22 protein-coding genes are annotated in these 24331 nt (G+C 51.6%); 7 read left to right on the forward strand and 15 right to left on the reverse strand.

Features of this window, described 5'->3' with window-relative positions:
- Nucleotide 1: 1 nt before the first annotated feature.
- From HF324_RS12625 to HF324_RS12670, 10 genes are all read right to left on the reverse strand, one after another.
- On the reverse strand, nt 2-1468 hold the full coding sequence (locus HF324_RS12625) for a DUF5691 domain-containing protein (RefSeq protein ID WP_168802813.1): 1467 nt from the start codon (nt 1466-1468) through the stop codon (nt 2-4).
- Between the two features lie 204 nt (nt 1469-1672).
- Nucleotides 1673-2983 (reverse strand): SWIM zinc finger family protein, encoded by a 1311-nt coding sequence (locus tag HF324_RS12630; protein WP_168859924.1) that lies wholly within the window; start codon nt 2981-2983, stop codon nt 1673-1675.
- 500 nt (nt 2984-3483) lie between these two features.
- Complete coding sequence (locus HF324_RS12635) at nt 3484-3795, reverse strand: DUF59 domain-containing protein (RefSeq protein ID WP_078670620.1); 312 nt, start codon at nt 3793-3795, stop codon at nt 3484-3486.
- Nucleotides 3792-4220 (reverse strand): SufE family protein, encoded by a 429-nt coding sequence (locus tag HF324_RS12640; RefSeq protein ID WP_168802815.1) that lies wholly within the window; start codon nt 4218-4220, stop codon nt 3792-3794. Before HF324_RS12640 ends, HF324_RS12635 begins: the two co-directional genes overlap by 4 nt.
- Nucleotides 4221-4235: 15 nt before the next feature.
- On the reverse strand, nt 4236-5483 hold the full coding sequence (locus tag HF324_RS12645; RefSeq protein WP_309475671.1) for an aminotransferase class V-fold PLP-dependent enzyme: 1248 nt from the start codon (nt 5481-5483) through the stop codon (nt 4236-4238).
- A gap of 11 nt (nt 5484-5494) precedes the next feature.
- Nucleotides 5495-6805 carry a Fe-S cluster assembly protein SufD gene (gene sufD / locus HF324_RS12650; RefSeq protein ID WP_168802816.1) on the reverse strand — a complete coding sequence of 437 codons (1311 nt, stop codon included), beginning with the start codon at nt 6803-6805 and terminating at the stop codon, nt 5495-5497.
- Nucleotides 6806-6818: 13 nt separating this feature from the next.
- Nucleotides 6819-7583 carry a Fe-S cluster assembly ATPase SufC gene (gene sufC, locus HF324_RS12655; RefSeq protein ID WP_078670616.1) on the reverse strand — a complete coding sequence of 255 codons (765 nt, stop codon included), beginning with the start codon at nt 7581-7583 and terminating at the stop codon, nt 6819-6821.
- A gap of 44 nt (nt 7584-7627) precedes the next feature.
- A complete protein-coding gene (sufB, locus tag HF324_RS12660; protein WP_168802817.1) occupies nt 7628-9073 on the reverse strand; it encodes a Fe-S cluster assembly protein SufB in 1446 nt (481 codons plus the stop codon).
- Between the two features lie 13 nt (nt 9074-9086).
- On the reverse strand, nt 9087-9413 hold the full coding sequence (locus tag HF324_RS12665) for a HesB/IscA family protein (protein ID WP_168802818.1): 327 nt from the start codon (nt 9411-9413) through the stop codon (nt 9087-9089).
- A 39-nt stretch (nt 9414-9452) separates the two neighbouring features.
- The gene (locus HF324_RS12670; protein WP_168802819.1) at nt 9453-10022 is read right to left on the reverse strand and encodes an NADPH-dependent FMN reductase; all 570 of its coding nucleotides are present in this window, start codon (nt 10020-10022) and stop codon (nt 9453-9455) included.
- Nucleotides 10023-10159: 137 nt separating this feature from the next.
- Here HF324_RS12670 and HF324_RS12675 point away from each other — a divergent pair, with 137 nt between their 5' ends.
- On the forward strand, nt 10160-10813 hold the full coding sequence (locus tag HF324_RS12675) for a helix-turn-helix transcriptional regulator (RefSeq protein WP_246269521.1): 654 nt from the start codon (nt 10160-10162) through the stop codon (nt 10811-10813).
- A gap of 88 nt (nt 10814-10901) precedes the next feature.
- On the opposite strand, the gene HF324_RS12680 is transcribed toward HF324_RS12675, so the two are convergent.
- From HF324_RS12680 to HF324_RS12690, 3 genes are all read right to left on the reverse strand, one after another.
- The gene (locus HF324_RS12680; protein ID WP_168802820.1) at nt 10902-11312 is read right to left on the reverse strand and encodes an EamA family transporter; all 411 of its coding nucleotides are present in this window, start codon (nt 11310-11312) and stop codon (nt 10902-10904) included.
- A 40-nt stretch (nt 11313-11352) separates the two neighbouring features.
- Nucleotides 11353-11856, reverse strand: a complete 504-nt coding sequence (locus HF324_RS12685; RefSeq protein ID WP_193114993.1) for a GNAT family N-acetyltransferase — start codon at nt 11854-11856, stop codon at nt 11353-11355.
- Nucleotides 11857-11918: 62 nt separating this feature from the next.
- Nucleotides 11919-12476 (reverse strand): GNAT family N-acetyltransferase, encoded by a 558-nt coding sequence (locus tag HF324_RS12690; RefSeq protein WP_168802821.1) that lies wholly within the window; start codon nt 12474-12476, stop codon nt 11919-11921.
- Between the two features lie 157 nt (nt 12477-12633).
- Here HF324_RS12690 and HF324_RS12695 point away from each other — a divergent pair, with 157 nt between their 5' ends.
- The 5 genes from HF324_RS12695 (at nt 12634) to HF324_RS12715 (ending at nt 20323) form a co-directional block, all read left to right on the forward strand.
- Nucleotides 12634-13329 (forward strand): response regulator transcription factor, encoded by a 696-nt coding sequence (locus tag HF324_RS12695; protein ID WP_168859925.1) that lies wholly within the window; start codon nt 12634-12636, stop codon nt 13327-13329.
- A gap of 2 nt (nt 13330-13331) precedes the next feature.
- The gene (locus tag HF324_RS12700) at nt 13332-14702 is read left to right on the forward strand and encodes a sensor histidine kinase (RefSeq protein WP_168859926.1); all 1371 of its coding nucleotides are present in this window, start codon (nt 13332-13334) and stop codon (nt 14700-14702) included.
- 71 nt (nt 14703-14773) lie between these two features.
- Nucleotides 14774-16054: a TolC family protein gene (locus tag HF324_RS12705; protein ID WP_168859927.1), complete on the forward strand. Its 1281-nt coding sequence runs from the start codon at nt 14774-14776 to the stop codon at nt 16052-16054.
- Between the two features lie 60 nt (nt 16055-16114).
- Nucleotides 16115-17185 carry an efflux RND transporter periplasmic adaptor subunit gene (locus HF324_RS12710; RefSeq protein WP_168859928.1) on the forward strand — a complete coding sequence of 357 codons (1071 nt, stop codon included), beginning with the start codon at nt 16115-16117 and terminating at the stop codon, nt 17183-17185.
- An 18-nt stretch (nt 17186-17203) separates the two neighbouring features.
- On the forward strand, nt 17204-20323 hold the full coding sequence (locus tag HF324_RS12715; protein ID WP_168859929.1) for an efflux RND transporter permease subunit: 3120 nt from the start codon (nt 17204-17206) through the stop codon (nt 20321-20323).
- A gap of 69 nt (nt 20324-20392) precedes the next feature.
- On the opposite strand, the gene HF324_RS12720 is transcribed toward HF324_RS12715, so the two are convergent.
- Nucleotides 20393-21535, reverse strand: coding sequence for an AI-2E family transporter (locus HF324_RS12720; protein WP_168802827.1), 1143 nt, complete (start codon nt 21533-21535; stop codon nt 20393-20395).
- Between the two features lie 129 nt (nt 21536-21664).
- On the opposite strand from HF324_RS12720, the gene HF324_RS12725 reads away from it, so the two are divergent.
- On the forward strand, nt 21665-22756 hold the full coding sequence (locus tag HF324_RS12725) for a family 20 glycosylhydrolase (RefSeq protein ID WP_168802828.1): 1092 nt from the start codon (nt 21665-21667) through the stop codon (nt 22754-22756).
- 280 nt (nt 22757-23036) lie between these two features.
- Here the strand turns inward: HF324_RS12725 and HF324_RS12730 are convergent, their stop codons facing one another.
- Entirely contained in the window at nt 23037-23963 is a 927-nt protein-coding gene (locus HF324_RS12730; RefSeq protein WP_168802829.1) for a helix-turn-helix transcriptional regulator, read from the reverse strand.
- Nucleotides 23964-24331 lie beyond the last annotated feature (368 nt).

Here is a 24331-nt window from a genome sequence, read left to right on the forward strand (position 1 = left end):
TTTAACTGTTTTTTGTAAATGATTGTTGTATGAATGTTTTGATCTGTAAAAGTCCCACCAGGTGCATGGAGATGGATTTCCAATAGGTCTGGTAGTTCTCGTTTTCCGCAGAGATCTCATCCAGTGCTGATTTCACGGAAGAGGGGATGAGCGTGATAAAATCGCCCATCGTCCGCTGTGAATAGGTGTAAGGGTTTTTAGCACAGAAGCGGAGGATCTTCATGGCCAGTTCCTCGCTCCATACCTGTTGCAGTTGTCCTACGTAGTTCATCACCAGGTTGGCGTGGGCGTCGAAATGCTGCAGGATATAGGTGTCCTGCTGATCGGCGGGCAACAGCGGCAGCAACGTCATGTGGAAGGTATCGCTGTGCTGCACCATGGAGAGTGCGCGTTTTTCATCTGCAAACCAGCTGATGGCCTGTACCAGCGAGGGCACAAAAGGTTTCAGCGATTGCTGCTGATGGAACAGGTCTGCCACTTCTTCAAAGGAGGCGTTAAAATGTTCTTCCCACATCCTTGGGTGTACGAGTGCCACCAGTTGTGACAGGATATATTCATCGTCAGAGATGCGGGCGTTGTTGCTGAGTTTATCGATACCGGTTTTAAAGATCTCCGTGTCCGGCGGAATGGCGGCTGTTACCGTTATTTTGCCTTTGTCTGTCCGGATGGAATTTTCCAGTATTTGCCGGTATTGTTCATGCAGGCTGCTGCCGGGAATTTTCTTCAGCAGGGTGAGGGCTGCTTCTTTTACCTGTTTACTTTTTTCGTTGAGCAGTGTTTCCAGCCAGGGGGCGTCTTCCAGGCCGATGCCGGTGGAGAGGGCGCTGAGCAGTTCTGCTTTTACGGCGGCGCTTTCCTGCGGCCAGGTGGCCTGCAGGAGGGCACGGGCTTCAGCCGGCTGCTCCAGGCGGATGCGGGTCAGGGCTTCCAGGCGTTGGGCGGTGGTGCCGTTCTCCCACATTTCTTCGGTGGTGTCGGCGGCAACGGAGAAGTTCCACTCCCGGTTGAACTGCGCCAGCCATTCGCCGCGTTTACCGCAGCAGGCTGCTGCGAGGTTACGCAGGGATTTATGCCGGCTGGCATTTTCCAGGATACGAGGCAGGTATTCCGGGGGAAGCACCTGTTGGTGACGGGTGCAGAGTTCCATCCAGAGGGTCAGCAGCGGGATGTTTTCGCTGTCCAGCGTATGATGGAGCGCCTGGATGGCGGTTGCGCTGCAATAGGCTTTGGTCTCCGGCGGGCATACCGTCATGGTGGAGGGACCGCCGGCCGTGGCCATGGCGCCGCTTTGCCGGTAGTTAAATACAAGAGAGGCGAGTTGCAGGAACTGCTCTTCCCGGTCTGTCCCCGGCGCTGCCAGCACGGTGCCGGCTGCAGCCTGCAGGGGACCGGGGAGGCTGTTGGTGTCCGGCTGTTTTTTGGCCGTGCCCAGCAGGGCTATGTTTATGATGTCGTTCCAGGACTGCATCGTCGTTTACTTAAAAGTTGTTAAAGGGCCGGTTGTCTTTTTGTTTCCGGGAGACGGACGGGCTTTTCCCGGCAGGGCGTGCCTTTGACGGGCTTTGCCTGTTATGGCGCCGGTTGTCCTGAAGCCTTTTCTTCCGGGAGACGGCCGGTCTGTTGTCTGTCCGGGCGTCTTATAACGGTCACGCCTATACTGGTATTCGTCAGTTTACAGCACTTTATATTCCTGCTGATACCATACGCCGATAGGCTCATACTGTGTTTCGCGGCCGATGACAGCCATTGGCAGGGGGGAGCCGCCGCTGAGGGCCAGCAGTTTCCAGAGGCTTCTGAAATCGGGCTTTAGCTGCATTTCCTGCTGTTGCTCGTCGCGCAGCCACCACTGCCCGTTGCGCTGTACCGGCGTAAGGGCCCCGATCGTATATACCTGGTCGTTATAGAGCGGCAGCCGGCTGCTGACCTGTGTTTGAGCGGTCAGTACTTCTGACCAGCCGGCGTATCCGCGGAACTGATGATCTGCCGGCGCGGCCTGCTGCGTTTTGATCAGTGCCCGCATGGGCGCGGCAGAAGGGTAGTAGACCAGTTCGGCCCGGATACAGCTGCCGGGGGCGGGCATCAGTTGTACCTGTGGCTGATGGCGGATGGTAAACTGCAGCACCAGTGCCGGCCGGCGGGTGGTAAGCCCGTATAGCCAGTACCGTTCGGTGATCAGCCGGTCGTCTTCGGTGCTCTTTTTGCCGAGTACCAGCCAGGTGTCCGTGATGCCGTTTTGTGCTTTAAGTTCTTCCTGTGACTGGGAGTAACCGATGAGCGACCGGATATCCTGCTGAAGGGCAGGATCCAGCTGCTCCTGGTGGTGATAAGCTTTTGCGGCCAGGTAGAGCCGCAGCAGCTGGTCCATAAAAGCGGTCTGCCAGCCGTCGCTGTAGTAGCTGATTTCCGCCATTTCGCGGAGTATGGCTGCCAGGCCGGACGCCTGCGCGTCCACCATGCGGCGGGCCATGTTTTCGCACATGTCGGCGCCTTTGTCAGGCAAACCGATCAGGCCGTTCCTCACCAGGTCTTTTATCCACCGGAGAAGTTCGTCCAGTCCGTCGCTTACTTTGCGGTGCCGCGCCTCCTGCCGTTTATTTTGTGCGGCCTCGTCCACCGGTTTGGCGTCGGTGGCTTGCTGCGCTTTCTTTTCTGCTTTCTCCGTGCGTTTGCTGATCCATTCTGTTACCCATGCCGGTTGCTCCTGCCGGGTGAAGGAGGCTTTCTCCCGGGCGTAGTATAATAAAAGGCCCACGCCGTGCTTACAGGGGAACTTGCGGCTGGGGCAACTGCAACGGAAAGCCATGGCGCTGATGTCTACCTGTGTCTGATAGGGTTTGCTGCCGCTGCCCTGGCATTCGCCCCACAGCGCAGCTTCACTGAAGCCCTTGCTGACCCATTTGGCCGGTTTGGCCAGCTCTTTTCCCGCTTTGCGGGACGATTCATCGGGTGCCATCGCCAGCACCTGTTCTTCCGTTAGGTCCAATTATTTAGTTATTTTATTATTTGGTTATTGGCTCATTTATCTAATCCGTGGCATGGCATCAAAAATCGCTAAAGTAGCTGTTGATGAACAATGCTACAAATTAAATAATTTCATAAAATAAAAGTCAAATATCGGTGAATACTACGCAATGTATATAGTAACGCCACATTTTCCGGCCTAAAAATAAGGTTTTACCGAAAAAGTAAATCGGTGGACCTTGTTATTTATACGGTAGATTAAAATTTTGTAACTGTCTGATTATTAATTACTTCAGATGTTAAATTAACATTGTGTAATAAATAAAAACAGATAGAAACAGCAGCTGGGATACGGAAGACCGGAAGCAGGAAACTAAAAACCGGGAATCCGGGAGAACCGGGCAGGCGGGATCGTGGAGGGGAACACCCCCGATTGTCGGGTAGGGGAAACCGAAACCTGATCTCAGAAAATAAAAAAAACGCCCCGGGGGCGGGACGTTTTCAGCAAATATTTATTCAGGTTTAAAGAAAACCCAGTTCAAGTTTGGCTTCTTCGCTCATCATTTCTTTCGTCCATGGCGGATCGAAGGTAAGGTGCACATCTACGTCGGATACGCCTTCGATGTTACGGACCTTCTCATCCACTTCGCGGATGATATCGCCGGCTACCGGGCATCCGGGAGCGGTGAGGGTCATATCAATGCCAATGCGGTTGTTTTCCTTGATCTTGATAGCATATACCAGTCCCAGTTCCCAGATGTTGACAGGGATTTCCGGGTCGTATACGGTTTTCAGCTGTTCTTCTATCTTTTCCCTTAATGCTTCTTCGCTCATGACTGGTTTGTTTTTGCCTGGTAGGCTACTGCATAAAGTTTCATCTGTTTGAGCATGCTCAGCAACCCGTTGGAGCGGGTGGGCGAGAGATGGCTGCTCAGGCCGATGTCATTGATAAAATAGATGTCCGCGGAGGCGATCTCCTTGGGCGTATGTCCGGAGAGCACGTAGATCATGAGGCTTACCAGCCCTTTGGTGATCACGGCGTCGCTGTCGGCGGTGAAATACAGTTTGCCGTCTCTGAGTTCGGTGTGCAGCCACACGCGTGACTGGCAGCCTTTGATCAGGTTTTCCGGCGTCTTGTATTCTTCGGCAATGAGCGGCAGATCTTTGCCCAGCTGGATAATGTATTCGTACTTATCCTCCCAGTTGCTCATTACTTCAAAGTCGGACTTTATTTCATCCTGTCTTTCGTTAATCGTCATAATAGTAGTCTCCTTTTACCGCAACATGGACACGGCCCGTTTGATGCCGGCTACCAGTTTATCGATATCCTCCTTTGTATTGTAGAAGGTGAGCGATGCACGAACGGTGCCGGGGATTTTAAACTCATCCATCAGCGGTTCGCAGCAGTGGTGTCCTGTTCTCACCGCAATCCCTTGCTGGTCCAGCAGTTCACCTAAGTCAAACGGGTGAATGTCGTGTACCAGGAAGGAGATGGCGCCGCTTCTGCGGGCGGCATCGCCGATGAAGCGGATACCTTCTATCTGCCGCAGTTGTTCCAGCGCATAAGCCTGCAGTTGTTCTTCCCACTGCTGGATTTTGTCGGGGCCTGTCTGCTGCAGGTAGCGGATCGCTGCCCCTAAACCGATGGCGCCTGCGATGTGCGGGGTGCCTGCTTCGAATTTATAGGGCAGTTCGTTATAGATCGTTTTAGCAAAAGTAACGGTCTTGATCATATCGCCGCCGCCCTGGTAGGGAGGCAGTTTGTTCAGCCATTCGGTGGTACCGTACAGTACGCCGATGCCGGTGGGACCGTAAATTTTATGTCCGGAGAAAACGAGGAAATCCACCTGCAGGGCCTGCACGTCGATCGTCATATGCTGGATGGCCTGTGCGGCGTCCAGCAGTACGGGGATGTTACGGGCATGTGCCTGTGCGATGATGTCTTCTACCGGGTTGATGGTACCCATCGTATTGGAAACATAAGTCACTGCTACCATTTTCACCGTATCGTCCAGCAGGGCGGAGAACGCGTCCATTTTCAGTTCTCCCTTTTCATTGATGGGGATCACTTTCAGGGTGGCGCCGCTTTCCTCGCAGGCGATCTGCCAGGGCACGATGTTGGAGTGGTGTTCCATGGCGGAGATGATCACGCTGTCGCCTTCCTTCAGGAAACGGCGGCCCATGGTGTTGGCCACCAGGTTGATCCCGTCGGTGGTGCCTTTGGTGAAGATGACCTCATGGGTATGCGCTGCATTGATAAAGCCGGCTACAATTTCGCGGGCTTTCTCGTAGGCGTTGGTGGCTTCCTGGCTCAGGTGGTGAACGCCGCGGTGCACATTGCTGTTATATTCTTCGTAATACCGGGCTTCTGTTTCTATGACCGTCAGCGGCTTCTGCGTGGTAGCCCCGTTATCGAGGTATACCAGCGGTTTGCCGTGCACCAGTTCCTGCAGGATAGGGAAATCCTTCCTGATCTGCTTTACGTCCAGGGCTGCGGTTTCTATGTTAGCAATATGTTCCATTGGATCGGTAATTAGTTGTTCATGATGGCGGCAATCTGTTCCTGCAGGTAATGTTGCAGGGCGGGCACCTTCACTTCGTCTGTAATATCATGGGAGAAGGCATTTACCATCAGTGCTTTGGCAGCATCTTCCCCGATACCGCGGGAGCGCAGGTAGAACATGGATTCTTCGCTGAACTGGCCGGCGGTGAAACCGTGGCTGCATTTTACGTCGTCGGCGTAAATTTCCAGCTGCGGTTGGGAGTTGATATCTGATTTGGCGCCCAGCAGCAGGTTATTATTCTGCTGGAAGGCGTTGGTTTTCTGCGCTTCCTGGTGTACCAGGATCCTGCCGGTGAAAACGCCGTTGGCGCTGTCGAGCAGTACTCCTTTGTACAGTTCATTGCTGTTGCAGTTCGGCATGATGTGGTCCATAAAAGTATGGTTGTCTACATGCTGGCTGCCGTTGGCAATGTACAGGCCGTTCAGGTTCGTTTCCGTATAGCTGCCATTGAGGGCCACGCTCAGGTTGTTGCGGGTGAACGGGGTGCCGGGCAGGGTGAAATTGAAGTGATGGTAACGGCTGTTGGCCTGTTGCTGGGCGGCGGTGGTGTGCACTTCGCGGAAGTGCTGGTCGCCCTGCTGGATATTGTAATGCCACAGTTCCGCATTTTCCTCTATCACGGTTTCCAGTACGCTGTTGGCGAAAGCCGTGGCGTTGGTGTCCGGATGGATGGAGCTTTGAATGATGGTAGCGGCAGCATTTCTGTTCAGTACCCACAGGTGGCGGGGCTGAATGAAGGCATGCTGTGCGGCGGTGTATACATGAACGATATGTACCGGTTTGTCGATAACCGTATTGGCGGCCAGTTCAATATACAGTCCGTCTGCGAAGAGGGCGGTATTGAGGGTGGCCAGCGACTCCTGGGCGAGGTGGTGCTGTTTGTTGAACCACCTGGTGAAACCCGGGGCCTGCGTATGGGCGCTGAGTGCGCCGATAGTGATGCCTTTGCCGGCGGGCAGTTCAGAGAGGTCTGCCTGCAGGTGGCCGTTGACCAGCACAATGCGGTAGCAGTCCAGTTCCGGTACAGCCGCCTGGGCTATCACGGAGGCAGGTACGGTAGTGGTGGCGTACAACAGCTCATAAGGGAACTCCTTGAGGTAGCGTTGTATATTGGAATAACGCCATGCTTCTGTTTTCAGGGTAGGAAGGCCCATCACAGAGAAGCGGTCCAAAGCCTCCTGGCGGATGCCCTGCAATTCGTCCTGCGCCTGGCAGGCCGATAATGCGTTCACATCGGTAGTTAACGCCTGGTAAAAAGGCAATGTAATATCACTCGTCATAATTGTATGCTTCTTATACTGATTCTTTCAAATGTAACTCTTCCTTCAGCCAGTCGTAGCCTCTTTCTTCCAGTTCCAGGGCCAGTTCCTTGGTGCCGGTTTTGATGATACGGCCGTTGTACAGTACGTGTACAAAGTCAGGCACGATGTACTCCAGCAGACGCTGGTAGTGGGTGATGACTACGAAAGATTTTTCTGCGTCGCGGAGTTTGTTAACGCCGTTGGAAACGATACGCAGCGCGTCGATGTCCAGACCGGAGTCTGTTTCGTCCAGGATGGCCAGCTGCGGGTCGAGCATTGCCAGTTGGAATATTTCGTTGCGTTTCTTTTCACCACCGCTGAAACCTTCATTCAGGGAGCGGTTCATCAGGTTGGCGTTAAAGTCTACCAGCTGCTGCTTCTCTTTGGTCAGTTTCAGGAAGTCACGGCCTTCAATGGTAGGCAGTCCTTTATAGGTCCTGATTTCATTGAGGGCTGTTTTCAGAAAGTTCAGGTTGGATACGCCCGGAATTTCAACAGGGTATTGAAAAGCCAGGAATACGCCTTCACGCGCGCGGTCTTCGGGAGACAGGTCCAGCAGGTTTTTACCGTTGAACCATACTTCCCCTTCGGTAACAGTATAGTTATCACGGCCTGCGAGCACGGAGGCCAGCGAGCTTTTGCCGGAGCCGTTGGGGCCCATGATGGCATGTGTTTCGCCTTTACCTATTTCGAGGTTAATGCCTTTCAGAATTTGTTTCCCTTCTACTTCTGCGTGCAGATTTTTAATCGTCAGCATGATTGTTTTATTTCGTTCTGTATGTAGTTAATTGGATAAGCGAATTATCCAACGCTTCCTTCAAGTGTGATAGATAATAGTTTCTGTGCTTCCACGGCAAATTCCATGGGGAGCTGGTTGAGCACTTCCTTCACGTAACCGTTTACGATCAGGGCTACGGCTTTTTCCGTATCGATGCCACGGGCGTTCAGATAGAAGATCTGGTCTTCCCCGATTTTGGAGGTGGTGGCTTCGTGTTCGATCATCGCGGTTTTATTGCGGGATTCGATATACGGGAAAGTGTGGGAGCCGCAATCGTTGCCGATCAGCAGGGAGTCGCACTGGGTAAAGTTACGGGCGTTGTCGGCACGGGGGCCAACGGCTACCAGTCCGCGGTAACTGTTATCGCCTCTGCCGGCGGAGATGCCTTTGGAGATGATACGGCTTTTGGTACCTTTACCGATGTGGTGGATTTTGGTACCGGTGTCTGCAATCTGTTTGTTGCGTACTACCGCTACGGAGTAGAATTCACCTTCAGAGTAGTCGCCCTGCAGGATCACGCTGGGATATTTCCAGGTGATGGCCGAGCCGGTTTCTACCTGTGTCCAGGAGATCTTGCTGGCATTGCCTTTACAGATACCTCTTTTGGTCACGAAGTTGTAGATACCGCCTTTACCGTCTTTATCGCCGGGGTACCAGTTCTGTACGGTAGAGTATTTGATTTCCGCGTGGTCCAGGGCAACGAGTTCCACGACTGCGGCGTGCAGCTGGTTTTCATCGCGCATGGGAGCGGTACAGCCTTCGAGGTAGCTTACATAGCTGCCTTCGTCGGCGATGATCAGCGTACGTTCGAACTGACCGGTGTTCTGGGCGTTGATGCGGAAGTAAGTGCTCAGTTCCATCGGGCAGCGTACGCCTTTCGGGATATAGGTGAAAGAGCCGTCAGAAAACACAGCGGAGTTCAGCGCGGCAAAAATGTTGTCAGAGTGCGGCACTACTGTACCGAGGTATTTTTTTACCAGGTCAGGATATTCCTGTACCGCTTCACCGAAAGAGCAGAAGATAACGCCCATTTCTTTCAGTTTGCCTTTGAAGGTGGTGGCTACGGACACGCTGTCAAATACGGCGTCAACGGCCACACCGGCCAGGGCCTTCTGCTCGTTGAGCGGAATACCCAGCTTTTCAAAAGTGGCCAGCAGTTCCGGGTCCACTTCATCGAGGCTGTTCAGTTGTTTTTTCTTTTTCGGCGCGGCATAATAGGAGAGGGCCTGCAGGTCCAGCTCCGGCATTTCAAAGTGCTGCCAGGTGGGGAACTGCATTTTCTTAAAGGCGGCAAAACCTTTCAGACGCCATTCCAGCAGCCATTCCGGTTCATTCTTTTTAGCGGAAATAAAGCGGATGATATCTTCATTCAGCCCCGGAGGAGCGATATCCATTTCAATATCGGTGGTAAAGCCAAACTCGTACTCCTTATTGGCTATATCATCTATTATTTCGTTACTGTTCATCATACGATTTTGATATTTATACCGCGAAGCTTTCGCCGCAGCTGCATGTTCTCGTTGCATTCGGGTTGTTGAAGAAAAGGCCTTTGCCATTGAGGCCGTCGGAGTAGTCCAGTTCTGTACCATACAGGTAAAGCAGGCTTTTCATCTGTACGACTACCTTTACGCCTTTGTCTTCAAATACCTGGTCTCCTTCCTGTTCTTCTGTCTCAAACTTCATCACATATTCAAGGCCGGAGCAACCACCGCCTTTCACGCCTACTCTTACAAAAGTACCGGGGGCATGATGTTCGTTCTCCATCAGCGTCTTAATATATGCTCCTGCTTTTTCTGAAACGGTTATCATAATTCAGAATTTTTAGATTGATACGGCTGTATTAGTGGTTCAGTTCGCTGTCCCGGCTGTCACATGTGACTGGGCAGCGCAGAGCAGGGAAACCATCATATCCAGCTTGGTTTTATAAAATGCAGTAAACCCGCTGGTCTGCGGGTCATAAAGATTATTTTTCAGGACAGGCAGAGAGTAGGGCAGTACCCAGGCTCTCAATGCTTTAGCCACGGCGTCCATGGCGTTGATCCCCTGCATGGCCTGTGTGCCGTCGGCCCAGGAGAGCAAAGCTACAACCTTTCCGGTTAAATATGGCCGTTGGTGTTTGCTTGTCAGCTCCAGCCAGTCCAGGCTGTTCTTCATGGCCCCTGTCATGCTGCCATGATATAATGGCGTCATCCAGATCTGAAGGTCCGCTTTACAGAACGACTCACACATAGCTGCCACACTCTCCGGCTTTTTAGCTGCTTCGGCCATCGAAAAGAAAGGGATCTGCTTTTCGGCCAGGCTGAAAATCTCGGTCGGTAACCCCTTCTCTGTTAAGGCATCTGACAGGTAAGCTGCCAGCCTATTAGAGGTAGCTTCGGGGCGGGTGTCAGTGGCGCCATTAAATATGAGTACGTTCATTAATACCTAAGATTTAGAGATTTAAAAGATTATGAGATTTAATGGTGACGAAAATGGACCCAAAATCATCTAAATCCCAAATTTCTTTTTTTTAGCTCCCACAAAATTACGACATTTACAATAAAACAAGTAATAACTTGGAAAAATATCCAACACGAACCAAAAATGCCGCTGACAGGTTTTTGATGCTCATCAAGACCAAGGGCCCCCTGTCTGCTGCCGAACTGGCGGGTGAATTGGGTATCACCACGGAAGGAGCCCGCCTGCAGCTGGTAAAGCTGGCTGAAGAGGGTTTGTTGCAGTTTGAAAGTATCTCTAAAGGCGTCGGCCGGCCCATGCAAATATGGAGCCTGACCCCGCTTGGCAACGCCCGCTTCCCGGACAGCCATACCGAACTCACGGTAGACATCATCCAGACCATTAAAACGGTACTGGGGCCGGAAGCACTGGCCAACGTCATCCTCGCCCGCGAAAAGAACCAACAGGAAAAATATAATACCGCCCTGGCAGGCGTTACCGGTATCGAAAACAGGCTGACCGCCTTCGCGGCCATCCGCACCGGTGAAGGCTACCTGGCAGAATGGAGAAAAGAAGGCGATATCTTCCTCTTCATCGAAAACCACTGCCCGATCTGCTGCGCCGCCGCTACCTGCGACAATATCTGTACTTCAGAGATGAACACCTTCATCAGCGTCATCGGCGAAGAAGTGCAGGTGACCCGCCTCGACCATATCATCAATGGCGCCCGCCGCTGTGTTTACAAAATCAAACCGGCACATTTAGCTATTTGATTATTTAGCTATTTTGTTATTTAGTACTGCATTATAATAGTCATTTTGCAATTAAAAAAAATAACCCAATACACAAATACCCAAATAACTAAATGATCAGTGTCAGGGTGCCCGAAATAATCAGCAGGGCCCCGATCGCCGTTTTCCAGGTGATCGCCTCGTGCAGGAAAACAGCCGCCAGGATGATCGTCAACGCTACACTCAGCTTGTCTACCGGCGCTACCTGCGACACCTTGCCCACCTGTAACGCCTTAAAATAAAAGATCCAGGAAAAACCGGTCGCCAGCCCGGACAACACCAGGAACACCAGCGTATGCCGCGTAAGCGTCACCCCTTTATATTCTCCCCTCGCCAGCACAATCCCCCACGCCACCAGCAAAATAATAATGGTACGGATAGCCGTGGCCAGGTTGGAAGGCACGCCCGCCACCCCTATCTTGGCAAAAATCGCTGTCAACGCAGCAAAAGCGGCCGATAACAATGCATATATCCACCACATAACAATTACGAATTACGAATTACGAATGATGACGGGAAGATTACGTAGTGACTTTAAGTCCCAGGATTTTTAATGTCCGGGCATGCCCGTCCAGTACAGCCACATCGGGGAGATGCGCCCACTCCGTAAAGCCTTTGGCCTCAAACAGCTTCAGGCTGGGGACATTGTGCGCGAAAATAAATCCCAGCAAGGTGTGTATCGCATACTGCGGCGCCATATCGATGGCATGCTGCAGCACCGCCTTTCCGTAGCCCTTGCCACGGGCGCTTTCCGCCAGGTAAATGCTCACCTCCACCGTGCCGTCATATGCCGGCCGGCCATAAAAAGAAGAGAAACTGATCCACCCCACCAGCTCAGCGCCATCATATACCATCCACAAAGGACGGCGCTCCGGATTGTGCGCCCGGAACCACGCCTCCCGGCTCTCCACCGTTACCGGTGAAGTGTCGGCCGTCACCATCCTGCCGGCAATGGTGCTGTTGTAAATAGCGACAATCTGTGGTAAATCCTCCGGGACCGCATCCCGGTACTGCAAATGCATCATATGTCTGATAAAAATAAATTACTGCCAGATAGTCTCCCGGTCATATGTCTGATAAAAATAAATTACTGCCAGATAGTCTCCCGGTCATATTCCCGGCGGAGTAAACTGTACAGGTCCGCATCCACAAATTTTCCCTTTTCAAAGAAAGCATCGCGCAGCATCCCCTCATGACGGAAGCCCAGCCGCCCCAGTAAACGGGAAGACGCGGCATTCAACGGGTCCACGAACGCTTCCACACGATTGAACTGCAGCTCCTGGTACACGAACTTCAACGCCAGCGGGATCGCCTCTGTCATTATGCCCCTGCCCCAGTATGCCGGTTGCAGATCATATCCCAGCTCTATCTTATAATGTGTTTTATTCCAGTGATGAAACCCGCAGGTACCTATGAGTTCATCTTTATCTTTAAAGGTGATGGCCCAGCGCATCCCTTCCTGTTTTTCCCAGCGTTCACGGAAAAAGGTAATGATCTGGGTCGCTTCTGTAATATTGGAAAAGGCGTCAATATCCATGTACCGGGTCACTTCTTCATTGGAAAAGAGGGAGAACAAGGCAGCGGTATCTTTTTCTGTAATCGGACGGAGCACCAGCTGTGCTGTGCTTAGGATGGGTTGTTGCATGATACGGTGCCTGTTTTTAGGTTGTTGCAAAACTAAACCAATTTGAAAATTTTTAAATTTTTAAATTTTCAAATTGAATGTTTTAATCTCGCTTTAATGCCCGCCAAAAGAAACATTCCTACTTTTGCACAGATCATAGTACGATAATACCTCAAGTATGAAAATATTGGTTGTAGAAGACGAATCCAAAGTAGGCGCCTTTATTAAGAGAGGACTGGAAGAACATCACCACCAGGTGGACGTGCACACGGACGGCCTGCAGGGCCAGCAAGCCGCACTGGAGCAGGACTATGACCTGATCATACTCGACATCATGCTGCCGGGCATTAACGGTCTCACTATTTGCAAACACCTCCGCATGCGCGACGTCACCGCCCCGGTACTGATGCTCACGGCCCTGAGCGCCACCCATGACATTGTAGACGGCCTCAACGCCGGCGCCGACGATTATCTCGCCAAACCTTTTCATTTCTCCGAGCTGGTGGCCCGCGTCAACGCCCTGTCGCGCCGTAAGAACAATTTCAAACAGGAAAAAGAAATACTCACGCTGGCGGACCTGCGGCTGGACACAACGTCTAAAACCGCCAGCAGGGAGGGGCAGGAGATCACGCTCACCGCCAAAGAATACGCCCTGCTGGAACTGCTGTTGAAAAATACCGGCAAAGTGCTGTCCCGCGCGCTCATCGCTGAGGCGGTATGGGGACTGGAATTCGATACCGGCACCAATACCATCGATGTATATGTCAACTATCTCCGTAATAAAATCGAAAAAGGCTTCAGCGGTGAAAAGCTGATCCATACTGTAGTCGGCATGGGATACGTCATGAAAGTTAAAAGCACCTGGCAGCCATAGCTATGAAGATAAGACACCGATTATCGCTTCAGTTTACCCTCATCACCGGTATCATTCTTACCGGTGTGTTCATCCTGATATACCTGCTGTCCGCCCAGTATATCCGGAACAGCTTCTATAAACTGCTGCAGGTAAGGGCGCTGGTCACCGCCCAGGTGTATCTCGAAAAAGATGAACTGACCAAAAAGAAATTCATCGAGATAGAAAAAAGCTACCGCCAGAGCATCCCCGATGAATCCAGCAACATCTACGACCAGGAAGACCAGCCCGTTTTCCTGGAGAAAATAAAGTACAGTTGGCCGCTCTCCCTGTTGAACACCATCCGCAAATCCGGTACCTACCGCTTTACTTTCAAGGAAAAGTATGGCGTGGGCATGTTCTACCCGGACAACCAGGGCGACTTTGTGGTGATCGTGACGGCCCGTAACAAAGCAGGCGAACAGCAACTGCAATATCTCGCGCTGATACTGATCATCATGCTCTGCGTATCGCTGATCGTTACTTTCCTCCTGGGCCAATGGTTTGCCAGCAAAGCGCTGCAGCCCATCCAAAGCATCAACAGGCAGGTGAAAAAAATACGTTCCAACAACCTGCACATGCGCGTGGAACAAGGACGCAACAAAGATGAAATCGACGAACTGGCCGGTAATTTTAATGAACTGCTGCAACACCTGGAACAGGCTTTTGAAATGCAGCGTTCCTTCGTGTCCAACGCCTCTCATGAACTAAGAACGCCGCTGACAACGATCATCGGTGAGATAGAAGTCACCCTGCACCGGGAGCGCGACAAAGCGGAATACATCTCCACGCTGGGCACCGTGCTGGACGAGTCGGAGAAACTGAAACTGATCACCGACGGGCTCCTACAGCTCACCCGCGTAGACGTGATCCTTACCCCGGCCAATACCGAACAGATACGGCTCGACGAACTGTTGTGGGAGATCCGGGAACACTGGCAATATAAAACCCCTTCCCATCAGGCAGACGTAGTCATGAGCAACCTGCCCGATGACGCTTCCCGGCTGGCTATCCGCGGCAACCGCCCGCTGCTGATGCTGGCATTACAGAACGTTGTCCGCAACGCCTTCAAGTTTTCGTATAACCAGCCTGTGAGCCTCCGCCTGAGCTACGATGCTGACTGCATTGTTATCTCCGTCAGCGATAAAGGCATCGGCATCGCTCCCGATGAACTGGACAAAATATTCCTGCCGCTTTACCGTGCCGGTAACGCCTATACGTTTTCAGGATATGGTATCGGTCTGGCCATGGCCCAGCGTATCTTTCAGCTCCATCAGGCTACCATTGCCGTCAGCAGTGTGCCGGGAGAAGGCACCACCTTTAACATCTTTTTCCCCACAACTGCCAAAATCTAATTTGGTTTTAACATCGTTCTAATGAGTGCCTAATAGCCTGTCGTCATCTTTGCAACGAAAATTAAAGTTGTATGACGATCAGACTAGCCTTACAAGCCTTCCCTGTACTGATGGGCGTCCTATGGAGCTGCTGCGTGCATGCGCAGCCGTTGGATACCCTCAAACTTACCCTGCCGGCGGCCGAAACGCAGCTCCTTCAGAAAAACATCCCGCTGCTGGCGCAGAAATTCAACATCGATGCGGCCAAAGCAGCCGTGCTCACCGCCCGCCTGTGGGACAATCCCCAGGTGACCGTTGAAAATGTACTGTATAACCATACCACCAAAAAGTGGTTCGATTTCTCCTACGAAGGACAAAACACGCTGCAGGTACAGCAGCTGTTCAAGATTGCCGGTCAGCGCAACAAAGCGGTAAAGCTGGCGCAAAGCAGCGTACGGATGACGGAATACCAGTTCTTCGATCTGCTGCGCACCCTCCGTTTTTCCCTGCACGACAATTTCTATGATCTCTACTACAAACAGCGGTCCCTCCAAACTTTCGGCCGCCAGATCGCTTTCCTGCAGCAGATCGTCAAAGTATTCGAACAGCAGAAGGCCCTGGGCAATATCGCTCCCAAAGAGATCATCCGTATCAGATCTTTGCTGTACGACCTGCAGCACGACGCGCTGGAACTGGAAAAGGATATTCAGCAGACGCAGTCCGACCTGGCGCTGCTGATACGTGTGCCCGCCACCGTCAGTATTCAGCCGCAGCTGCCGGACCCTTTGCCACAGCTGTCAGCAGGCGCCCTGTCGTATCAGGCCCTGCTGGATACCGCTAAAGCCAACCGTTACGATCTTAAAATAGCGCTGGAAAATGTGCAGTACAACCATATGAACCTCCGCCTGCAACGGTCACTCGCCGTGCCCGATGTACAGCTGGGTTTCTCCTATGATAAGCAGGGCAACTTCGAAAGAAATTACAACGGCCTTAACCTCTCTATGCCGCTGCCTTTCTTTAACCGTAACCAGGGCAATATTAAAATGGCCAAAGCCGAACTGGAAAACAGCAAGCTGCAGCTCAACGGCACACAGGACCAGCTGGAGCATGATGTTATGAACAGTCTGCAACAGGCGCTGAAAACGGAAAAGCTGTTGCAGGATTTCGATCCGGGGTTTGAAAAAGAATACACCGCCATGATGCACGAAGTGGAAAAAAATTACGGGCTGCATCATCTCGGGTTACTGGAGTTCATAGACCTGTACGACGCCTACCGTAATAACGTGCTTAAAATGAATGAGCTTAAATACGACCGACTCAATGCGCTGGAGCAAATCAACTTCGCTACCGGGGCCTCCATCTTTCATCTTTGATCCAATTACACCAGCATCATGCAATACATTAAAAAGCTTTATATACCTGCAGCTGTTTTTATGATAACCATTCAGGGCATTATCCTCACCGGCTGCGGCAGCAAAGCGGCTCCTGAACAGACGGCCCGCTGGGTACTCAGTGATTCGCTGCTACGCACGCTGGTGGTGGATACTGCCACCACCGTCTCCGCCGATAACGAAATGCTGCTGACCGGAAAGATCAGTGAAAACGAAGACAAAACCGCCCGTATCTTCCCGATGGTCAGCGGTATCGTCAGCGAAGTGAAAGTGCATTCCGGCGATTTTGTTCAGAAAGGCCAGGTGCTCGCCGTGATCAAAAGCCCTGAAATGGCAGGCTTTACCGCGGATCAGCGTATAACCGCCAGCGATATGGCTACCGCCAAACGCAACATGGAAGTGGCGGAGTCTTTCTACAAAAGCGGGTTGAACTCGCAGAAGGACTATGAGGAAGCCAAAAGCAACTACGATAAGGCCGTTGCGGCTTACAACAAATCCAGCGCCGTACTGGAGATCAACGGCGGCGCGCATCAGACCAGCTACATGGTGAAAGCGCCGGTGCCCGGGTTCGTAATCAGCAAACGGGCAGCCGAAAGTATGCAGTGGCGGCCGGACAACTCCGATCCCATTTTTGTAGTGGCCGATCTGAAAGACGTCTGGGCCATGATCAATATCTTTGAATCCGATATTTCCGGTATCCGGGAGGGCGATCCGGTGGAGATGTCCACCCTTTCGTATCCCGATAAAACCTTTATCGGCAGAATAGACAAGATCTACAACGTACTGGACCCCGAGACCAAGGTGATGAAAGCCCGGGTGGTAGTGGACAATCCCGGCTATTTCCTGAAACCGGAGATGTTTGTGCGCGCCAAAGCCAAACGCCACGCAGACTTCAACATGGTGAGCATCCCTTCCCGCGGTATCATCTTTGACCATGATAAATACTATGTGCTGGTGCTGACAACAGCCAGGCCTGGCGTAGCCATCCGCGAAATACAAATCGCCAGAACAGTGGATAACCGTACCTATATCGCCTCCGGGTTAAAAGAAGGGGAACGTATCGTCGCTTCCCGCCAGGTATTTATTTATGACACACTGACCGACCAGCAGTAAACCCTAAAGGCCAGCATTATGAACAGATTCATTAAGCAGCTACTTGCTTTTTCCCTGAAGAATAAATATTTCATCTTTTTTGCTGCAGGCATTATGGCCGTGGCGGGCTATGTCAGCTTCAAACAGATAGGGGTGGACGCTTTCCCGGATGTGACCAATACCACGGTGACCATCATCACCCAATGGCAGGGCCGCAGTGCTGAAGAGGTGGAGAAATTTGTGACCCGTCCCATCGAAATAGCCATGAACCGGGCGCAGAAAAAAACGCATATCCGCTCGTCGTCCCTGTTCGGGTTGTCTGTCGTGAAAGTGATCTTCGACGACGAGGTGGATGACACGTTTGCCCGGCAGCAGATCAATAACAACATCGCTTCGGCCAGCCTGCCCGATGGCGTAGAACCGGAGATCCAGCCGCCCTACGGGCCTACCGGGGAGATTTACCGTTACACGCTGGAGAGCAGCAAACTCAATATCGAACAGCTGAAGACGCTGCAGGACTGGGTGGTGGAACGTAACCTGCTGGCCGTACCCGGTGTGGCCGACATTGTGAGTTTCGGCGGCGAAGTGAAAATTTACCAGGTGACCATGAACCCGGACAAGGCCGTACAATACGACATTACCGCGCAGGAAATGTTCCAGGCGCTCTCCAAGAGTAATATCAACGTAGGCGGTGATGTGATCGTAAAAAATGCCCAGGCATACGTGGTACGCGGCATTGGCGTGCTGAACAACGTTGAGGAAATTAAAAATGTGATCGTGGACCATATCGGTGGTACGCCTATCCTCGTAAAGGACGTGGCCGATGTGTCCATCGCTGCATTGCCCCGCCTGGGGCAGGTGGGCCGTGACAGTGATCACGATGTGGTGGAAGGGATTGTGGTGATGCGCAAAGGAGAGAACCCCGCCAACGTGATCGTGGAACTGAAAAAAAAGATAGCCACGCTGAATACCCGCATCCTGCCGGATGATGTGAAGATCAAGACCTTCTATAACCGGGAAGACCTCATCGATTTCTCCACGCATACGGTGCTGCACAATATGATCGAAGGCATCATCTTCGTTACGGTGATTGTTTTCATTTTCATGGCCGACTGGCGTACGACCATAATTGTTTCCGTGGTGATACCGCTGTCATTGCTGTTTGCTTTCATCTGCCTGAAGTTAAAGGGGATGAGCGCCAACCTGCTGTCGATGGGCGCTATCGACTTTGGTATCATTATAGACGGCGCCGTGGTGATGATGGAAGGAATCTTTGTGATGCTGGACAGGAAAGCGCACCAGGTGGGCATGGAGCGGTTCAACCGCCAGAGCAAGCTGGGTATGATCCGTAAAGCCTGCATGGAAAACGGTAAAGGTATTTTCTTCGCCAAGCTGATCATCATCACCGGCTTGCTGCCCATTTTCACTTTTGAAAAAGTGGAGGGAAAAATGTTCTCTCCGCTGGCATGGACACTGGGCTTTGCGCTGCTGGGAGCGCTGATACTGACATTTACGCTGGTGCCCGCTATGGCGAGCGTGTTGCTGCGCAAAAATGTGAAAGAGAAGCATAATTTCTTCCTTGCCTTTATACACCGTTCCACTTCCCGCATCTTTAACTATACATTTCATCACCGCCGGGTAGTATTTATCTTTTCTATGATCGTGCTGGTTGCCGGCCTGTACTGCTTCCGGTTCCTGGGAACGGAGTTCCTGCCGCAGCTCAATGAAGGCGCTATCTATATCCGGGCCACGGGCCCGCTGAGCACTTCCCTGGAGGAATCGGTGAAAGTGGCTGATGAAATGCGCAGGAAAATTTTGACGTTCCCTGAAGTAAGACAGGTAATGTCACAAACAGGCCGTCCCAATGATGGCACCGATGCTACGGGCTTTTATAATATCGAGTTTCATGTGGACATCTATCCGCAGGACCAGTGGAAGAGCGGGATCTCCAAAGAAGAACTGATTCACCGGATGAATGCGAAGCTGGACGGTACGCCCGGCGTAACGCTTAATTTCTCGCAGCCTATCATGGACAATGTGGAGGAGGCTGTCTCAGGGGTGAAAGGTTCCATTGTGGTGAAGCTCTTTGGCGATGATTTTAAGACAGTGGAAAAGCACGAAGAGCAGATAGAGAAAATCCTCAAAACCGTCAGGGGCATTGAGGACCTGGGTATCCTGCGCAATATTGGCCAGCCGGAGCTGCGCATCAACCTGAATCAACAGAAGATGGCGCTCTATGGCGTTACTACGGAGGATGCCAACTCCGTGATAGAAATGGCGATAGGTGGTAAAGCGGCTACCAAAATATATGAAGGCGAAAAGAATTTTGACCTGCGTATCCGTTACCCTGAGAGCTTCAGGGAGAATGAGGTCGCCATTGGCAACCTGACGATCCCTACTTTGCGGGGCAACAAAATTCCGCTGAAGGAAATTGCGGAGATCAGTCATATTGTAGGGCCCAGTATGATTTACCGGGACAAGCACCAGCGTTACGGTGCGATCAAGTTTTCCGTTCGCGGCCGTGACCTGGGCAGTACCATTGCAGAAGCGCGGGAGAAGGTAAATGCGCAGGTGGCGTTGCCGAAAAATTACTTCCTGGAGTGGGCCGGCGATTTCGAGAACCAGCAAAGGGCCACCCAACGGCTGATGCAGGTGGTGCCCATTAGCCTGTTGTTGATTTTCCTGTTTCTCTTTATTCTCTTCGGACGGATGAAAGACGCTTTGCTGGTGTTGAACAATGTACCGTTTGCCATTATCGGCGGTATATTTTCGTTGTGGCTCACCGGTGTCAATTTCAGTATTTCCGCGGGTATCGGGTTTATTGCGTTGTTTGGCATCTGTGTGCAAAACGGCGTGATTTTGCTGACGAAATTCAAGACGAATATCCGGAGCATACATCCCTATTCCGATGCCTCATTGGCAGTGGCCATACGTGAGGGCGTGGAGTCGCGGATACGGCCTGTGATCATGACGGCGATGATGGCGGCTATCGGGTTGTTGCCTGCTGCGATGAGCCATGGTATCGGGGCGGAGACAGCGCGGCCCCTGGCGCGTGTGGTGATCGGCGGTTTGATCACCGATACGTTGTTCAACCTGTTTATATTCCCGATCGTGTTTTACTGGGTATATCGCAGGACGCTGAGGAAAGCCGGAGCGTAGCAGTTGAGTTGGTTGTTTTATAAATGAAAAAAGCCGCGGAGCGTTTGTCTCCCGCGGCTTTTTAAGTATTTATTTTTTTTCGGGCGATGAAGGGCTTTCTGCGATATCGTCTACACCGGGCTGGCCTTTTTGTTCGGCAATCTGGTTCACCTTCGCGGTTTTCTCCTCTTGTTCGTCTCCCAGGAGGATGGCCCATGGGTTCATGTAATCTACGCTCTCACAAACGATTTTAATGATGGCGATGATGGGAATGGCGAGGAACATGCCGGGTATTCCCCATAGCATATTGCCCATGACTACGCCAACGATGGTTACCAGTGCATTGATTTTCACTTTGGAGCCAACGATGCGGGGCAGGAGCACGTTGCTGTCCAGCAGGTGGATCAGGAAGAGTGCGATGCCTACCTGCAGCGCTGATATAGGCGTGCCCGTAGTCAGCGTGACCAGCATGCTGATGATGAGGGCGGTGAAGATACCGATGTAGGGGATGATGTTGAAGATAGCGGCCATCACGCCCAGCAGTATCGCGTATTTGATGCCGAGTATCAGGAATACGGCGGTATTGAGAACGGCCACTACCACCATTTCGATCATCAGGCCGCCGACGTAGCTTTTGATGATGTAGCGGGTGCGGGCGAGCACATCGAGGAGCGTGTCGCGGTGTTTTTCCTGGAAGAGCCTGACGAGAAAAGTCACCAGCAGTTTACGGTAAAACAGCATGAAGAAAGAATACAGCAGTACAAACACGATAAACACGATGAGGGAAGACAGGGAGAGGAAGGTCTGGCTGATGAAGCTGGTAGCTGTTCCGAGTGTTCCCAGCGCAGCCTTTTGCAGGTAGCTGAGTTGGGCGTTGGAGCTGATATGGAATTTGTGGTCGATCCATTCCTGCAGGGAGGTGACGGTGTCCAGCAATTTCTTTTCCAGCTGGGGGAAGTCTGCAATGAAGGCCTGCATCTGGGTGCCCATCAGGAGCATGATCAACAGGATAACGATGATAAACAGCAGTACGGCAACGGCGGCGGCCAATCCCCGGGGAAATTTGCGTTTTTCCAGGAAATGGGTTACCGGCAGCAGCATGATGGAGATGAGGAACGCAAACAGCAGCGGGATGATGATGCTGCTGGCCGTATGGGCGATGTATACCAGTAAAATAAGCGATAACAGGGTAAACGTAAGCCGCGCATTAAAAGGGAGCTTAAACTCGGTCATGGATTTGCTTTTAGCCAAATTTATTAAAAATCATATGTTTTTGCATGTAAAATTATCTAATGCCGGATTTCACTATAGAAAAAGCGATGCATTTGTTATTTTGTCTGAAACGTTGGAAAATTGCCCTTTATGAAAAAACTATTGACCATGCTATTGCTGCTGCTGGGCAGCGCTGTACTGTACCCATCTTCTTCCAATGCCTTACCGAAAGATACCTTGCCTGTGCGCGGCTTTTGTATTGCGGCGCCTACTGGTGCCGGTCTGGCTCCCTTTCTGAAATTCATCCGGGAAGAGCTTGCACCGCGGCATATTAACACACTGGTGTTGCGGGTGGATTTCAACTATGAGTATACCTCTCATCCTGAGCTGCGTGATCCTGGCGCGCTGACCAAAGCGCAGGTGAAGGAGCTGGTGCAGGTGTGCCGGCAGCATCACATTCAGCTGATTCCGCAGATCAATCTGCTGGGGCATCAGTCGTGGGCCGGCACTACGATGAACCTGCTGAAGGTATATCCTGATTTTGATGAAACGCCCTGGGTGAAGATGCCGGCCAAATATGAGTGGCCTAATGCCGACGGCCTGTATTGCAAAAGCTATTGCCCGCTGCATCCGGGAGTGCACAAAGTGGTGTTTGAGCTGGTAGATGAGGTGATGGACGCTTTTGAAGCGACAGCATTTCATGCCGGTATGGATGAGGTGTTTTATCTTGGGGAGGACAAATGTCCGCGTTGCGGGGGCCGTGACAAGGCGGAGCTGTATGCCGGCGAGGTATGGAAGGTCCGTAACCATCTGGCGCAGAAAGGCCGTACGTTATGGATCTGGGGCGACCGTCTGCTGGATGGCAAAACCACCGGTATGGGCATGTGGGAGGCGAGTATGAACAATACCCACCGCGCTATTGATCTTGTGCCGAAAGACATTATGATCTGCGACTGGCACTATGAGCGTCCTGACAAGTCGCCGGTTTATTTCGCCTCCAAGGGACTGCAGGTGATTACCTGTCCGTGGCGCAAGCCCGATAATGCCGTGGCGCAGCTGGAAGACATGTATGATTTCCGTAGTTCCGCTACACCGGAGATGAAACCCCGTTACCAGGGGATGATGCAGACGGTATGGTCTGATGCCGGTCATTTCCTTGATGAATTCTATGGCCGTGGTAAGCAGCAGGCAGACACTGTGAATACTAGCGCCAACTGTTTCCGCGCTGTCTTTAAGAAGTAGAACGGGTCTTCAAAAAGCAGAAGGCTGTCTTTAAAAAAGCAGAAAGCTATCTTTAAAAAAGCAGAAGGCTGTCTAAAAAAAAAAGCAGAAAGCTGTCTTTTAAAATAGGAAAGATGTTTTAGAAAGTAAAAAGTATCCTGAAGCAGGAAAAGTATATCTCTCAAAATGAAAACGCACAGGACTTGCCAATGAGGCAAGCCCTGTGCGTTTAATCACACACCCTGCTGTTAAAGGAATTGAACAACATTGTAGCCCGGGGCGTGAGCCCCGGGAACCTGGATTAATAATGTTTCCGCAGCAGCGGGATATAAATTTCGCAGGCGGTGGTGCCGTTAAGTACCATAAAGAAGTGATTGCCGCTCATTTTGAAATTACCTTCTTTGCAATTCTGATTAATGAAGTTATACATGGGGATACCGGCGGTGGCAAAGTCCATGGGGACGGGCAGCCGCAGGTAGGTGCCGCCGGGGATGCGTTTGCGCATCAGGTAACCGTAGTTGGTTTCCATATGCTGGTGGGCGGCGGCGGCATGCAGCGGTATGCTGAGGCCGGCGTAGATGGATATTTTTTCGTAGTCGGTCACCGGTACGGAATCGAGGGTGCCGGTGATGATTTTAGCGGTAGCGATTTCTATCTGTCCCAGTATTTTGCTGATGGCGTTGTAATACTGGTTCATTTTGGCGATCATTTCACCGATCGGGTTCTGGCCGCGGGACAGCAGGGTGTAGTACAGTACGGAGTCGGGCAGTTGTACTCTTTCGCCGCGGTCGTACCGGAAGAAATTTCCGAAGATGTCTGTGCCGGTGGTGGTGGTGATGGTTTCAATGATCTGGATGGTCCTTTTTTCGTTGGGTAGTTCGGGTATGCGGCGGAACTCTTTGGGGCTTTCTTTGAAGTGCTGTTTGAAAGCCTTGCTGAAGGCCGCTGTGGTAGCGTATCCGCATAGGTCGCTGATGACGCCGATAGAGTGGCCGCTATGGCGCAGCAGGCCGGCGGACAGTTCCAGGCGGTGACGTTTTACATAATGCCAGAACGGCTCTCCCATGTAATCGGCGAAGTTGTGATAGAAATAGGAATAAGAGATACCAAGACGGTCGGACACGTCTTTGATGCTGAAGGTGTCGCCGACGTGGTCGTCAGCATAGGACATTCCCTGCAGGGCAAGATGTTCCAGTTGTTGTTTGGTGATAACAGCAGATTTTGACATACTCGATTTTTGGTTACTTCACGGGATGGGTAATTCGCTTCGTCCTTATCATTTGTCCTTGAAAAAAATAGGCACGGATGTATTAAAGTTATCTTCCAAATTAATTTTTTTTGGTGGTAACCTGTTTGTTTTTTTGAGAAAAAAAATTACGGGTTGATAACCAGGGATGTATAATCAGAAAAATGAATTTATTTTAATCATATGTGGGTTTTTTGCGATTGGATGCCCCTGATTTTTACCCGCCCAGGGGGTGTAAAAAAAGCCAGATTGGACAAGTTTTTATCCGGCTGATTTGATAATTTTAGCGATAGGCTAATGCCAGGTAACCACGATTAAAAGACATTGCAACGCGTTATTTCCATCCGATA

The organism is Chitinophaga oryzae (assembly GCF_012516375.2).
Lineage (GTDB): Bacteria > Bacteroidota > Bacteroidia > Chitinophagales > Chitinophagaceae > Chitinophaga > Chitinophaga oryzae.

What these genes read in the sequence shown, in the direction of transcription:
- HF324_RS12625 (WP_168802813.1), bottom strand. Translation starts at nt 1,468, where the DNA reads ATGCAGTCCTGGAACGACATCATAAACATAGCCCTGCTGGGCACGGCC.
- HF324_RS12635 (WP_078670620.1), bottom strand. Translation starts at nt 3,795, where the DNA reads ATGAGCGAAGAAGCATTAAGGGAAAAGATAGAAGAACAGCTGAAAACC.
- HF324_RS12640 (WP_168802815.1), bottom strand. Translation starts at nt 4,220, where the DNA reads ATGACGATTAACGAAAGACAGGATGAAATAAAGTCCGACTTTGAAGTA.
- HF324_RS12645 (WP_309475671.1), bottom strand. Translation starts at nt 5,483, where the DNA reads ATGGAACATATTGCTAACATAGAAACCGCAGCCCTGGACGTAAAGCAG.
- sufD (WP_168802816.1), bottom strand. Translation starts at nt 6,805, where the DNA reads ATGACGAGTGATATTACATTGCCTTTTTACCAGGCGTTAACTACCGAT.
- sufC (WP_078670616.1), bottom strand. Translation starts at nt 7,583, where the DNA reads ATGCTGACGATTAAAAATCTGCACGCAGAAGTAGAAGGGAAACAAATT.
- sufB (WP_168802817.1), bottom strand. Translation starts at nt 9,073, where the DNA reads ATGATGAACAGTAACGAAATAATAGATGATATAGCCAATAAGGAGTAC.
- HF324_RS12665 (WP_168802818.1), bottom strand. Translation starts at nt 9,413, where the DNA reads ATGATAACCGTTTCAGAAAAAGCAGGAGCATATATTAAGACGCTGATG.
- HF324_RS12670 (WP_168802819.1), bottom strand. Translation starts at nt 10,022, where the DNA reads ATGAACGTACTCATATTTAATGGCGCCACTGACACCCGCCCCGAAGCT.
- HF324_RS12680 (WP_168802820.1), bottom strand. Translation starts at nt 11,312, where the DNA reads ATGTGGTGGATATATGCATTGTTATCGGCCGCTTTTGCTGCGTTGACA.
- HF324_RS12685 (WP_193114993.1), bottom strand. Translation starts at nt 11,856, where the DNA reads ATGATGCATTTGCAGTACCGGGATGCGGTCCCGGAGGATTTACCACAG.
- HF324_RS12690 (WP_168802821.1), bottom strand. Translation starts at nt 12,476, where the DNA reads ATGCAACAACCCATCCTAAGCACAGCACAGCTGGTGCTCCGTCCGATT.
- HF324_RS12695 (WP_168859925.1), top strand. Translation starts at nt 12,634, where the DNA reads ATGAAAATATTGGTTGTAGAAGACGAATCCAAAGTAGGCGCCTTTATT.
- HF324_RS12700 (WP_168859926.1), top strand. Translation starts at nt 13,332, where the DNA reads ATGAAGATAAGACACCGATTATCGCTTCAGTTTACCCTCATCACCGGT.
- HF324_RS12705 (WP_168859927.1), top strand. Translation starts at nt 14,774, where the DNA reads ATGACGATCAGACTAGCCTTACAAGCCTTCCCTGTACTGATGGGCGTC.
- HF324_RS12710 (WP_168859928.1), top strand. Translation starts at nt 16,115, where the DNA reads ATGATAACCATTCAGGGCATTATCCTCACCGGCTGCGGCAGCAAAGCG.
- HF324_RS12715 (WP_168859929.1), top strand. Translation starts at nt 17,204, where the DNA reads ATGAACAGATTCATTAAGCAGCTACTTGCTTTTTCCCTGAAGAATAAA.
- HF324_RS12720 (WP_168802827.1), bottom strand. Translation starts at nt 21,535, where the DNA reads ATGACCGAGTTTAAGCTCCCTTTTAATGCGCGGCTTACGTTTACCCTG.
- HF324_RS12725 (WP_168802828.1), top strand. Translation starts at nt 21,665, where the DNA reads ATGAAAAAACTATTGACCATGCTATTGCTGCTGCTGGGCAGCGCTGTA.
- HF324_RS12730 (WP_168802829.1), bottom strand. Translation starts at nt 23,963, where the DNA reads ATGTCAAAATCTGCTGTTATCACCAAACAACAACTGGAACATCTTGCC.